A 12972-nucleotide genomic window follows, 5' to 3' on the forward strand; every position below is an offset into this window, starting at 1 on the left:
GCGGCGATCGCAGAGGACGAGACCATGGATGAGACAGTCGAACCAGTAGCCGCTCAGGGAGAAGGCGGCGGACGTCGCGGACGCGGCGCTGCGGCGCGCAGAGCGTCGCGCGCGGGCGGAGGTCCCAACCCGTCTCTTCCCTACATCACCCGCAAGATCCGCGAATATGAAGTTCTCGACGAGGAAGGCCTGGCGCTGATCGAGAAGAACGCCGACACGATTCTCGAAGAGATCGGCATCGAATTCCGCGAAGATCCGGAAGCGTTGGCGCTGTGGAAGGAAGCCGGCGCCGATGTGCGCGGCGAGCGCGTGCATTTCCCCAAGGGCCTGTGCCGCGAACTCCTGAAGACCGCGCCGTCTGAATTCACCTGGCACGCCCGCAATCCGGCCCGCAACTGCCAAATCGGCGGCAAGGCCACCGTGTTCGCCCCGGTCTACGGCCCCCCTTCGTGCGGGATCTGGACGGCAACCGCCGATACGCCACGATCGAGGATTTCCGCAATTTCGTGAAGCTGGCCTATATGGCGCCGTCGGTGCATTCGTCCGGCGGCACGGTTTGCGAGCCTGTCGACGTTCCGGTGAACAAGCGTCACCTGGACATGATCTACAGCCACATCAAATATTCCGACAAGCCGTTCATGGGCTCGGTCACCGCGCCGGAACGCGCCGAAGACACGATCGCCATGGCGAAGCTGGTGTTCGGCGACGACTTCGTCGAAAACAATTGCGTGACGCTGAACCTCATCAACGCCAATTCGCCGATGGTGTTCGACGAGACCATGGTGGGCGCGCTCAAGGTTTACGCCCGTCACAATCAGGCGACCGTCATTTCGCCGTTCATCCTGTCGGGCGCCATGAGCCCGGTGACGGTGGTCGGCACGCTGACGCAGATCTTGGCCGAAGTGCTGGCCGGCGCCTCCTTCACCCAGCTGATCCGCAAGGGCGCGCCGGTGCTGTTCGGCACCTTCGCCGCTTCGATCTCGATGCAGTCGGGCGCGCCGACCTTCGGCACGCCGGAGCCGTCGCTGGTGTCCTATGGCGCGGCTCAGCTCGCCCGTCGTCTGGGTCTGCCCTTCCGCACCGGCGGCTCGCTCTGCGCCTCCAAGGTGCCGGACGCCCAGGCCGCGCATGAAAGCGCCAACACGATCAACATGACGCTGCTCGCCGGCACCAATTTCGTGCTGCACGCCGCAGGCTGGCTCGAAGGCGGCCTCGTGTCGTCCTACGAGAAGTTCATGATCGACCAGGACCAGCTCGGCATGATGCAGAAGATGGCCGAAGGCGTCGACCTCTCGGTCGAGGCGCAGGCGCTCGATGCGATCCGCGAAGTCGGTCCAGGCAGCCACTATCTCGGCTGCGCGCATACCCAGGCCAACTTCCAGACCGCTTTCTATCGCTCCGCGCTCGCCGACAACAATTCCTACGAACAATGGGAAGTGGAAGGCGAAAAGCGCATCGAGCAGCGCGCCAATGCGCTGTGCCGTTCCTGGCTGGAACAGTATGAAGCGCCCGCGCTCGACCCCGCGATCGACGAAGCCCTGCTCGCCTATATCAAGGAGCGCAAGGACTCCATGCCCGACGCCTTCACTTGAAGGGGTCCCGTAGCCAGGGAGAGCGGCGGTCGGACGCAGGTTGAGGATATGATCCAGCGGGACGTCTGGCGTCCGCACTACAAACCCGACTGGATGCGATGACATACTCCTCGGACACACTCGAAAACCTCCGTGCGGCGCTTGCGCCGCACGGACTTTTTTGCGCGGCGTTCTGCATTTCGACGGCGACGGGCCGGAAATGGCTGCGGGCAAGATGGCGCGGACGGTCGTGCTGATCGGCAATATCGGCGGCTCGCTTTGGCCGGCCTTTTCGCAATGGTTGGAATTCGAGGGGAAGGGGCTCGCCCATCCCCTCGACGCCTGGTCGGAACGCGTGATCCGACCCTTGGCCGCCGCCGCCTCGGGCGAAGCCTGGTTTCCTTCGGAGAAGCCGTGGAAGCCGTTCCAGCAATGGGCGATGCGCGCCGAGGGGCTGAAAGCGTCGCCGCTCGGCATTCTCATCCACCCCGTTCATGGTCTCTGGCACGGCTATCGTGGCGCAATCGGCTTTGCAGAGAGGATCGGCGAGGCGACTGTCACCTTCGATCGTCATCCCTGCGATCACTGTCGCGACAAACCTTGTATGACGGCCTGTCCGGCGGGGGCGATTACCCCAGCGGGCTTCGGCTATACCGCCTGTCGTGGATTTCTCGCCTCGGATGACGGGCAGGCGAGCTGCATGACGGGAGGATGCCTGGCCCGCGCGGCATGCCCTGTCGGGCCGGAGCATCGCTATCCGTCCGAGCAATTGCGGTTTCATATGCAGGCGTTGTCGCCCTAAGGTGACTTTTTCGTCTTTGCCGATAGACTGCCCTTGAAATGTGAAGGCAAAGCGATGAGCGACCTGAACCGGATAGTAATTGATCCCGACAAAAATGGCGGACAGCCCAGCATACGCGGGCTGAGGATCCGCGTCGTTGATGTGCTTGATCTTCTCGCGAGCGGCGCTTCGAACGAAGAGATCCTCGACGACTATCCGCTTCTCGAGGCAGAGGATATAGCGGCTGCCCTGGGCTATGCGGCAAGAAACGGCATCCTGCCGACTGCAGAGCCAGAGTGATCACCTCACCGCGCGCCTGCTCCACACGATATTGCCGATCACCGCCGCCAGCACGATCGCGCCGCCGATCAAGGTTTGCAGCGTCACGTTTTCCTGAAAAGCGATCCAAACCCACAAAGGCGCGAGCGGCGTGTCGAGCGTCGAGATCAGCGCCGTCTGCATGGCGGGCAATTTGCGCGAGCCGAGCGAGAAGAGCGTCAGGCCGGCGGCGGAATTGACGAGGCCGAACAGGACAAGAAAGATCAGTTGCGGCGGTTGAGCCGCCGAGAGATCGGCGAAGGGCAGGCAGATCAACCCACTGGTCAGCGATCCCACGCAGGCGCATCCGGTGATCGAGATTTCGGGGTGACGTCGGATAAGGATGATGCAGAGCGTCATGCAGAGCGTCGACAGCACCGACAAGGCATCCCCCAAGTCCGCCGTCGGCGCCGAAGCCCACCATGATCGCCACGCCGATGAGCGCAAAGCCCGCTGCGGCGACCGAGGCTGGCGTCGGCTTTTCGCGCAGCACGAACCAGCCGAGGAACCCGGCCATCAGCGGCAGCGTGGCGAAGATGACGGCGTTGTGCGCCACCGAGGTGAGGCCGAGCGAGCCCACAAAGGCGGTCATGCCGGCAACGACGAACACGATGTACAGCAGCGACGCGCCGCGCATGTTCGTAAACAGGCGCGGCCAGTTGCGCCCTTCGGTCATGACGATGATCGCAAACAGGCCCAGGCCGCCGAAAATGCCGCGGCCCGCGATCATGGCGGCATAGTCGAGCCCGATCAGCCGCGTGAAGAAACCGGCCGTGCTCCAGGTGGCGGCGGCCAGCATGACGAAGATCACGCCGATCTGGCGGTCGCGATGGATCTGGTCGAAGGCGAGGTCGGTCATGCCGGGCTTCCCATGGGTTGACGGCGCTGGTTCCAGAGGACATGGGCGAACACGGCGGCCATGACCACGCCGCCGCCCACGAGCGTCTGCGCAGCGACGGTCTCGCCGAAGGCGATCCACACCCAGAGAGGCGCGAGCGGCGTATCGAGCGCCCCGATCAGGCCCGTTTCGATCGCCGGCAGGCGTTTCGAGCCCCAGGCGAAGCAGGCGAGGCCCATGGCGGAATTGACCGCGCCGAAGGCGGCGAGTTGCCAGAGTTCGACGGTGGTGACCGACAGGGGATCGCCCAGCGGCCAGCAGATCAGCCCGCTCAACAGCGCGCCGATGGCCGCTGCCGGCGCTGCCGCCATGGTCGGGTTCTTGCGCATCAGGATGATCGAGAAGCCCATGCACAGCGTCATGCCCAGCGCCAGCGCATCGCCGAACAGCCCGCGATCGACGCCGAAGCCGACCATGACGGCGACGCCGACAAGGGCCGCAACGCTGGCCGTGATCGCGCCGCGGTCGGGGATCTCGTCGAGGAAGATCCAGCCGAGAAAGGCGGCGATGAAGGGGATGGTGGCGTAGATGACCGCGCCATGCGCCACGGATGTGTGGGCAAACGAGGTGATGAACATGATCATGCCGCAAACGGTGAGGGCGATATAGGCGAGCTCCGCTTTGCCGATGCGCAGGAACTCCCGCGTCCAGCCGCGGCCGTGCATCAGAATCACCACAATCAGCAGACTGAGCGCGCCGAAGATGCCGCGCCAGGCCAAAAGCGTGAAGCTGTCATGCGGGATGAGACGGGTGAAAAAGCCGGCGGTGCTCCAGGCGACCGCCGAAAGCGTGACGAGCAGGAGCCCGAGTTGATAGTCGCGGCGCGGTGTCATGGGAGCCTTTGCGGAGAGTTCGAACAAAGTTAGAACAAACTTCTCTCGCTTTCTACCGCAAGCGGTTGAAAACAGCCGCTAAATTTTCTTGATCCCAGCCCCAAGGTTTTTTGAAGATCGGGCTCGGCGGTCGTCATCGGCGGCTGCGACAGGGTCACACCGGCGCGGGCGGGAAAGCGCGTTCGAGCCCTTTCGAGCGCCTCAACCCCTCGCGATAGGCGGCGTAAGCCGGGTGCTGGGAGGATTTCGCGAGCTCCAACAGGCGGAACTGAAGCCGCGCCGGGGCATTGTGACCCAGCCATTCGCCGGTCTTTTCAAGCTTGAGCGAATTCAGAAAACGCGCTTCCGCCGCGCGGTTGAGCCAGAGCGTCAAGCCTTCGATGAGATTGTCGTCCTGAACGGGATTTTCCATCAGCAGCTTGAGGAAGCTCTGGTCGGCCTCCTGAAAGGTCTGGACTTTTTCGGCGACGGCGTCGCGGTCGGGAAAAGGGGCTGCGGTCATTGGGTCTTCATCCGTTCAGTTCGTCCTGGCGACGGGCGGCGGCGGATCGATGTCTTCGGGAGGCAGTCCGGCCCGTGCGCGCATCATCATTTGCCCATACGCCGATTCGAGGTTTCGAGCGAAAAATGCGGGATCGAAAACGCTGGAGCCTGCGACTTTCCCAAGTATTTTTCGGGAGAGAGCCTGCCTCTTCTCGGCGTCGCGGGCGAGCGAAACGGCCAGATCGACATAACCGGCGTCATCCGAGACGGTCAATTCGTCTAGCCCGAGCGTATCGAGCAGGCTTTCGGTCATCCGGCCCCAGAAGGCGTCCGTGCGCATCGAAACCACGGGCAGTCCGAGTTGCAGCGCCTCGGCGATCATGGTTGTGCCATTGTGCGGGAAACTGTCGAGCGCGACATCGGCTGCCGCCAGGCGCGCCATACGTTCGGCGCGGCTGGCGGCCGGCGTCGAAAAGCGAACTCGTTCTCCCGCCACGCCCGCCTCGACCATGGCGGCCAGAAGATTGTCTCGGCTGAAGCGGTTGGCGAATTGCAGCCAGAGCACGGCCCGCTCTTCCGCCTTGAGGATAGCGGCGAGACTTGCAAAGCAGGCGGGCGACAGCCGACGCTTTTCATGAAAGAAGGCGAAAACGACGGCGTCCTCCGGCAAATCCAGCGACGCGCGGCTGCGAATTTCCATTTCTCCCGTCCACGGCGGCAGCGGGGAGAAGACGCCCGGCAGACGACAGATCTTCTCTCGATATCGGCGCGTCGCCTCGGGGGCACGACCGTGGCGTCGGCGATGACATAATCATAGTTCAAGCCGGCGCTCGGGCCGGTGACGCCGAGAAAGCCGACCGTCAAGGTCGCCAGACCGCCCGCCAACAGGTTCTGGCGGCCGTTCGGGGCGTGGCCGGCGAGATCGACGAGGATGTCGAGGCCGAGGGCGCGGATGTCGGCGGAGGCGCTGTCGTCGTTGATCCCGCCGATCGCGAGCGCCGGATAATGTGTTTCCGGCGACGTTTCCGTCTCCAGCGTGATCAGGCTGAAGGCGATCCGGGAGGCGTCATGGCGTGCGAGGACCGGCTCGATCAGCCGCATGGGAGACGATTCGGGGGTGAGCGAGGGCAGGAGATAGCCGATCCGCAACATCGTCTGCTCGGTGGAGAGCAGCGGCTTTTGCTGTTGCGGCAAGTCCTGGGGGAAGAGCCGCAAGTCGGCCGCCAGCGCCTCGTCGTCGGCCCAGTCGATATGGGTGTAGGGATCTTCCGCCGAGCGCCAGAACGGATCGCCGCCGCGAAGCCGGGCCATGAGAGCGTCGTTTTCTTCGGCGATTTCGCGGAACAGGCAGGTATGGCGCAAGGCGCGATAATAAAATCGGTGCGTTCGTGGATCCTGCGGCGCGAGATCGCGGGCGTTGAGGCCGGCCTGAAAGGCTTCGTTCACAGCGAGATGTTCGAGAAACAGATGGCCGGCGATCAGCATGAACGCGGCGTGATCGCGGCCCTCGGTTTCGGCGGCTCGCCTAAAGTGTCTGGCGGCTCTGAGTGGGGATCCGGTGCGCAAATGGCATTGCGCCAGGATCACCAGCAAGGCTTGCGGGCAATCGGGCTCCTGGGCCAATACGCCGTAATCGGCGATGACGCCCTGGTATTCCCCGCCTGATAACGCCGAAGCGCATCTTCGAGCGCCGACGTCATGGAGCCTCCGGTTTCGATCGCGACTGGAATGGAATCATCGGCGCGGTGTGTCCCCTTTGGAAAAGAGATATCGCTAGCCATGCTTGTCCGACCCTGACCCCGCGCAAGTCACGAAAAAGGGGCCTTCGCCGGGCCCCTCAAATCGAATCTCCGCTCCGTCGGTTTCAGCCGCGGCTACGGCCGCGACGTTCGCGGGGCGCGGCGGCGTCTTCGGCGGTCTTGTTGCGCAGCGCGCCGATGCGTTCGACGATGGTCTCCAGCGTCGGGCGGGGGCCGGGCGTATGGCTGTCGACGGCCTCGCGGATCGCGGCGAGGTGCTCGCAGGAGGTGCCGCAGCAGCCGCCGATGATTTTCGCGCCGGCGTCCATGGCCAGCCGCGCGTAATCGGCCATCAGGGGCGGGGTGCCGGAATAATAGATCTTCTCGCCACGGAATTCGGGGATGCCGCAATTGCCCTTGACGACGACGGTGGCGTCCGGCTTGGCCTCGGTCATGGCGAGCAGGGTGGCCAGAATGTCGGAGGCGCCGACGCCGCAATTGGCGCCGACGGCGACAGGGCCTTCGCCGATATCGGCGGCGACGCCATGGATATCCTTGGGCGCCAGACCCATCATGGTCTTGCCGGCGGTGTCGAAGGAGCCGGTATAGACATAGGGCATGCCAGTCTTCACGGCCGCTTCGCAGGCGGCGCGGATTTCTTCGGCCGAGGACATGGTCTCGATCCAGGCGACGTCTGCGCCGCCGTCCTTGAGGCCGGCCATCTGCTCTGCGAAGGACGCGACCGCGTCTTCATAGGACATCGCGCCGAGCGGAATCAGCAATTCTCCGGTCGGACCGACCGAGCCCGCGACGATCACCTTGCGCGGGGCCTTGTCGGCGACGGCGCGGGCGATCTCGGCCGCCTTCTTGTTGAGTTCGTGAACCCGGTCCTGCGCATGATGCAGTTTGAGGCGATGGCGAGTGCCGCCGAAGGAATTGGTCAGGATGATGTCGGCGCCGGCGTCGACGAAATCCTGATGCAGCTTGGTGATGTTCTCCGGCTTGTCCTCGTTCCACATTTCGGGCGCTTCGCCGGCTTCCAGGCCCATGGCGAACAACGAGGTGCCGGTGGCGCCGTCGGCAAGGAGAACGCCCTTCTGGGCGAGCAGATCTGATAGCGGATTGGCGGTCATCGGCGGGTCCTCGCGATTGCTGTTGGAAAAAGATATAAAGATATCTTTATGTGATAGCAAGGGCCGTCTTGTTCGGGCGGACGCGTTTGCTTCCGCCCGAACATAGTCAGAGGTCGAAGTGCTGTTGGGTCAGCTTGACGCTGTCGTCAAGGTGAAGGAGGAAATCGACCTTGCCGTCACCGTTCATATCTCCCTTGATCCAGGTGTCGCTCTTCTCCTTGTCGACACGCAGTTCGCCGGCATGTTTGGAGAAGCTGTCGTCGCCGATGAACGTAAAAGCCTGATTGCCTGACTTGTGGGTATTGGCGTCGATCGCGCCGAGATCGATCACGTCCTTCTGTCGGACGTTAAAATCGAGGATCGTATCGGCGGATTTGACCGTCGACCCGGTATCCGAGGCCGCGAATACGAAGACGTCCTTACCGCCGCCGCCGATCAGCGTGTCGACGCCCGCGCCGCCGATGATCCTGTCGTTTCCGCCGCCGCCGTTCAGTCGATCGTCGCCTCCGAGACCCGAAATCGTCGTCTTGTTGTCGCCGCCCGTCAGGTTGTCGTCCTCGGATGTTCCTTTCAATGTCGGCGAGTTCGAGACCGCAGACAGTTTATAATCGCCGATGGTGGAGAATGAATTGCCAGCGGCTTCCAGATAGACTTTGCCGGATATGTCGGCTTTCCAGGTGATGGTGGCGGAGTCACCGTTGTCATAGACCAGGCGGTCGCCATTCTTGTCGTGCAATGCGAGATAGACGTCATCGGCGCCATTTTTTCCGCCTGTGCCGGTCAGGTCGAACTCATAGGTGCGGCCCTTGCGAACGGTCAGTTGATGCCAGTCACTGTCCTGGTTCGCGTCGATCTTGCTTTGCGCGACGCCGCCTTCGACGATGATGCGATCCGTGTCGGTGTTGTTGACGATCGTGTCACGTCCGACATTGGTGATCTTATACTTGCCGATATCGCCGCCGCTATCGGTGACTTCAACGAAATAGACGCCGTCATCCTCCGCCGTATAGGCGTTGGCGAAGCTCGAGCTGGAATAGTTGGTTCCTGAGGATACGATATTTCCGTCGGCGTCTCTAATATTCACGTCGCCGTCCGGCAACTTGCTGGCGCCTGTCCCATCGACGCGAAACGCGTAGCTGATGCCAGCTTCGAGTTTCACCTTGAACCAATCCGAATCGCCGTTCACCTCGATGGCGCTGGTGTGGGTCTTGGTGGACCCCAGCGAAACGGTCGTCTGGTTGTTGCGTAGGATCGTATCGTTGCCGAGCCAGGACAGTTTGTAGTTTCCGGTGTCCGAGCTGTCGACGACTTCGAGGTAATAAGCGCCGGTGCGTTCCGCGGCGTCATAGATCGAGTAGCTGGAATTGCTGTAGTTGGTCCCCGACACGACGACGTTGCCGTCGGCGTCGCGCAAATTGAGATCTCCATCCGGCAAGCTGCTCTGGGAGCCGTCGCCGGAGACGTTGAAACCATAATTCAGGCCGGCTTTGAGTTCCACCTTCACCCAGTCGGAGTCGCCGGCGACGTCGATCGCGCTTTTGAATGTTTCGCCTTGGGCCAGCGTGGCGGTGGTGGTGGCGTTGCGCAGCACCGTGTCGTTGCCGAGCCAGGTGAGCTTGTAGTTGCCGAGATCGCTGCTGTCAGTGACGCCGACGTAATAAGGGCCGGACGCCGGAGCCTTATAAGTGATGCTCGTGCTGGTCTGCGAATAATTCGTTCCGCCGGTCAAGCGATTGCCCGTGCTGTCGTAGAGATAGAGATCGGCGTCGGGAAGTGACGATCCCGAACCGTCGCCTGAAACTTTGAAGCCGTAATCGAGGCCTGCGGTCATTTCCGCGCGGTACCAGTCGCTGTCGCCGGAGAATGTCAGTTCGCCGTTCAGCACTTGGCCTTGGGTGATGGTCGCGGTGGTGGACGTATCGCCTGGTATGGTCGTGGACATCTTCACTCCTTCCTCTTTCACATCTCGGCGCGCGCCGGACGGATGAGAAAAGATCGAGCGTCGATCTCCCGGCGGCGCCGCGCAGCCGCAACTCAGAAGGCAATTAAGGCATTAATAAGAAACGGAATTTTGCGCATCATCGCAAAATATCGGTATTTATTTTGGTGCGCTAATGGATGGGAGCCTCGGCGCCGGCGGATTTCGTCGAGATCACGTGCTGGATCAATGCGGACGGTGGGATGATTTCAGCGCAAGAAAGACGAGCAATTATTTGCCGCAAAAGCGCGTCAGGCACTAACAAAACGTTAAATTGCTGGACGCCGCCATTTCGGCGGCGTCCATTAGACGAATCGCAGGCTGCGATCAACTCACCACTTCTGGTGAACGTGCGGCGCGATCATCTCGTCATAGATCGCCTTCACCTCCGCCATGACCTCGTCCGAAATAGCGGGCAGGGCGGAGGCCTGGGCATTGTCTTCGGCCTGCGCCTTGTTCTTGGCGCCGGGGATGACGACGGTGACGGCGTCGTTCATGAGGATCCAGCGCAGTGCGAATTGCGCCATGGTCGCGCCGCCCGGAACCAGGGGGCGCAGGCGTTCGACGGCGGCGAGGCCGACCTCATAAGGCACGCCCGAGAAGGTTTCGCCCATGTCAAAGGCTTCGCCGTTGCGGTTGAAAGCGCGGTGGTCATCCGAAGCGAACTGGCTCGCAGCGCTCATCTTGCCGGTCAGCATGCCGGAGGAGAGGGGGACACGGATGATGGTGGCGATATTCCGCGCCTTGGCTTCGCGGAAGAACAGGTCAGCCGGGCGCTGGCGGAAGATGTTGTAGATGATCTGCACCGAAACGACATTCGGGAATTCGATCGCCTTCAACGCTTCCTCGACTTTTTCGACCGAGACGCCGTAATAGCGGATCTTGCCCTTGGCGGTGAGCTCGTCGAGCGCCGCAAACATTTCCTGGCGATAATAGACATCCGTCGGCGGACAATGGAGTTGAACGAGATCCAGCGTCTCGACGCCGAGATTGGTCAGCGAGCGATCGATGAAGGCTTCGATATTGGCTTTCGTGTAGCCGTCGGCGATATGCGGGTTCAGGCGCCGACCGGCCTTAGTGGCGACCATCGGCCGTTCGCCGCCGCGGTCCTTCAGCACGTCGCGGATTATCTTTTCCGAACGGCCGTCGCCATAGACGTCGGCGGTGTCGATGAAGGTCATGCCGGCGTCGAGCGCGGCGTTGAGCGCCGTCTTGGCGTCGCCTTCCGCGACGTCGCCCCAGGAGCCGCCGATGGCCCAGGCCCCGAAGCCGATCCCCGACACCGACCAGGGCGTGCGGCTGAACTGACGTGATTTCATGTCGTCTCTCCTCTTTGCAGGCGCATTTTTCAGCCGCGCGGCCCGGTGTCAATGCGAGAGGGCTGATGACGCCATAAAAGACCGGATGGACCGGGCGCAGGTGTGTGGATGGCGCGCGATGCGCTCTCGGTCGTCACCCTCGGGCCTGTGCCGAGGGTCTGCTGCGCGCTGCTCTTGCTCGTTTGGCGTTTGCAGAGTGGAGGCGTAGCAGGTGCTCGGGACAAGCCCGAGCAGGACGGAGATGTTGGAGAAAAAAGACCGCGCCTTGCGGGCGCGGCCGAGTTCGAGTCCCCGCTTTTTGTAACTCAGATGACCTTGCGCTTCTCCAGCACGTCTTCCAGCCAATCGGTGCGCATTTCCGGGACCGAGGAAATGAGCTTTTCCGTATAGGGATGGAAGGGTGGAGAGAAGATCTGCGCCGTCGGACCATCGGCCACCACTTCGCCGCGCAGCATCACCGTGGTGCGGTGGGCGATGCGGCGGACGATGCCGAGGTCGTGGGTGATGAACAGATAGGCGAGGCCGAGTTCGTCCTGCAGCCGCTTGAGCAGTTTGAGGATTTCCTCCGCCACCAGCTGGTCGAGCGCCGAAGTCGGCTCGTCGCAGATGATCAGATCCGGATTGGCAGCGAGCGCGCGGGCAATACAGATGCGCTGCTTCTGACCGCCCGAGAGCGCGGTCGACAGGCGACCGGCGTAATCTTCGGGAAGCCCGACCTGGCGCAGCAACTCGGCGACGCGCGCATCGACCTCGGCTTTCGACTTGTTGAAGTAGAAGGCGTAGGGTCGGCCGATGATGTCGCCGATGGTCTGGCGCGGGTTGAGCGCGACGTCCGGCAACTGGTAGATCAACTGCACCCGGCGCAGCTCTTCCTTCGAGCGGCTCTTGTAGGATGCCGACATTTCCTTGCCGCCGAACTTCACCGAGCCCGAGCTGCGCGACAGAAGACCGGTGATCAGGCGGGCGAGCGAACTCTTGCCGGATCCGGATTCGCCGACGACAGCCACGGTTTCCGCTCGGGCGACGTCGATCGACACCTTTTTGAGCACGGTGAAATCGCCGTATTTGCCGACGACATTGTCGACCTTCAGCACGATTTCGCCGCGGGTTTCCTCGATCGTGTCCTCGTCGAGCTTGTCGGCCGCCTTGCGCTCGGAAACGAGAGCGGCTGTGTAGTCCTTCTCCGGCCGCATCAGGATCTGCTCGGTCTGGCCGAGCTCGACCATCTTGCCGCCGCGCAGAACCATGATCCGGTCGGCGACCTGCGCCACGACCGCGAGGTCATGGGTGATGTAGAGTGCGGCGGTGTTGAGCTCCTTGATGAGCTTCTTGATCAGCGCCAGCACTTCGATCTGCGTGGTCACGTCGAGCGCGGTCGTCGGCTCGTCGAAGACCAGGATGTCGGGACGGCAGGAAATCGCCATCGCCGCCATGGCGCGCTGCAGCTGGCCGCCCGAAACCTGGTGGGGATAGCGCGAGCCGAAGTTGTCGGGGTCCGGCAGACCGAGGGAGCGGAAGAGATCGACGGCGTTCTTCTTGGCTTCGTCCGGCTTCATCAGACCATGCTGGATCGGCATTTCGCAGACCTGCTCCATGATCGTGTGGGCAGGGTTGAACGACGCCGCGGCGGACTGGGCGATATAGGCGATGCGCTGGCCGCGCATGTCGCGCCGGCCTTCCGGCGACAGATCGCGGACGGACACGCCGTCGATCTCGACCTTGCCGCCGGTGATGCGGCATCCGGCTCTCGCATAGACCATCGATCCCAGACCGATGGTGGATTTGCCGGCGCCGGATTCACCGATCAGGCCCAGCACTTCGCCGCGTTGCAGCTCGAGCGAGACATTGTCGACCAGCACATTGCCGGAGACCGATTCGATGCGCAGGTCGGTGACCTTGAGGATGGGATAGGCCATGGC

General features: G+C 62.7%; 10 protein-coding genes and 3 pseudogenes. 4 read left to right on the forward strand and 9 right to left on the reverse strand.

Annotation, left to right across the window (positions count from 1 at the left end):
• The first annotated feature begins 24 nt into the window (after positions 1-24).
• From H2O14_RS20750 to H2O14_RS20760, 3 genes and pseudogenes are all read left to right on the forward strand, one after another.
• Positions 25-1592 (forward strand): annotated as a pseudogene (locus tag H2O14_RS20750) (trimethylamine methyltransferase family protein).
• A gap of 98 nt (positions 1593-1690) precedes the next feature.
• Positions 1691-2373, forward strand: a pseudogene (locus tag H2O14_RS20755) (ferredoxin).
• 54 nt (positions 2374-2427) lie between these two features.
• The gene (locus H2O14_RS20760) at positions 2428-2652 is read left to right on the forward strand and encodes a DUF433 domain-containing protein (protein ID WP_182829142.1); all 225 of its coding nucleotides are present in this window, start codon (positions 2428-2430) and stop codon (positions 2650-2652) included.
• Here the strand turns inward: H2O14_RS20760 and H2O14_RS20765 are convergent, their stop codons facing one another.
• From H2O14_RS20765 to H2O14_RS20785, 5 genes and pseudogenes are all read right to left on the reverse strand, one after another.
• A complete protein-coding gene (locus H2O14_RS20765) occupies positions 2653-3048 on the reverse strand; it encodes an EamA family transporter (RefSeq protein ID WP_182829143.1) in 396 nt (131 codons plus the stop codon).
• A 100-nt stretch (positions 3049-3148) separates the two neighbouring features.
• Positions 3149-3529, reverse strand: a pseudogene (locus tag H2O14_RS29580) (EamA family transporter); the annotation flags it as partial.
• Positions 3526-4401 carry a DMT family transporter gene (locus H2O14_RS20775; RefSeq protein WP_182829144.1) on the reverse strand — a complete coding sequence of 292 codons (876 nt, stop codon included), beginning with the start codon at positions 4399-4401 and terminating at the stop codon, positions 3526-3528. The pseudogene H2O14_RS29580 and the gene H2O14_RS20775, both read right to left, overlap by 4 nt.
• Positions 4402-4555: 154 nt before the next feature.
• Entirely contained in the window at positions 4556-4903 is a 348-nt protein-coding gene (locus H2O14_RS20780; protein ID WP_182829145.1) for a hypothetical protein, read from the reverse strand.
• Positions 4904-4918: 15 nt separating this feature from the next.
• Positions 4919-5584, reverse strand: coding sequence for a hypothetical protein (locus tag H2O14_RS20785; RefSeq protein WP_182829146.1), 666 nt, complete (start codon positions 5582-5584; stop codon positions 4919-4921).
• Positions 5585-5793: 209 nt separating this feature from the next.
• On the opposite strand from H2O14_RS20785, the gene H2O14_RS20790 reads away from it, so the two are divergent.
• A complete protein-coding gene (locus H2O14_RS20790) occupies positions 5794-6549 on the forward strand; it encodes a hypothetical protein (RefSeq protein ID WP_182829147.1) in 756 nt (251 codons plus the stop codon).
• A 199-nt stretch (positions 6550-6748) separates the two neighbouring features.
• On the opposite strand, the gene bmt is transcribed toward H2O14_RS20790, so the two are convergent.
• The 4 genes from bmt to H2O14_RS20810 all read right to left on the reverse strand — a co-directional run bounded on the left by bmt (position 6749) and on the right by H2O14_RS20810 (position 12969).
• Complete coding sequence (gene bmt / locus H2O14_RS20795; RefSeq protein WP_182829148.1) at positions 6749-7756, reverse strand: betaine--homocysteine S-methyltransferase; 1008 nt, start codon at positions 7754-7756, stop codon at positions 6749-6751.
• 106 nt (positions 7757-7862) lie between these two features.
• Entirely contained in the window at positions 7863-9698 is a 1836-nt protein-coding gene (locus tag H2O14_RS20800) for a calcium-binding protein (RefSeq protein WP_182829149.1), read from the reverse strand.
• Positions 9699-10066: 368 nt separating this feature from the next.
• Positions 10067-11053: an aldo/keto reductase gene (locus H2O14_RS20805; RefSeq protein WP_182829150.1), complete on the reverse strand. Its 987-nt coding sequence runs from the start codon at positions 11051-11053 to the stop codon at positions 10067-10069.
• A gap of 305 nt (positions 11054-11358) precedes the next feature.
• On the reverse strand, positions 11359-12969 hold the full coding sequence (locus H2O14_RS20810; protein WP_182829151.1) for an ABC transporter ATP-binding protein: 1611 nt from the start codon (positions 12967-12969) through the stop codon (positions 11359-11361).
• Positions 12970-12972 lie beyond the last annotated feature (3 nt).

It is taken from the genome of Rhizobium sp. G21 (genome assembly GCF_014158035.1).
Taxonomy (GTDB): Bacteria; Pseudomonadota; Alphaproteobacteria; order Rhizobiales; family Rhizobiaceae; genus Rhizobium_E.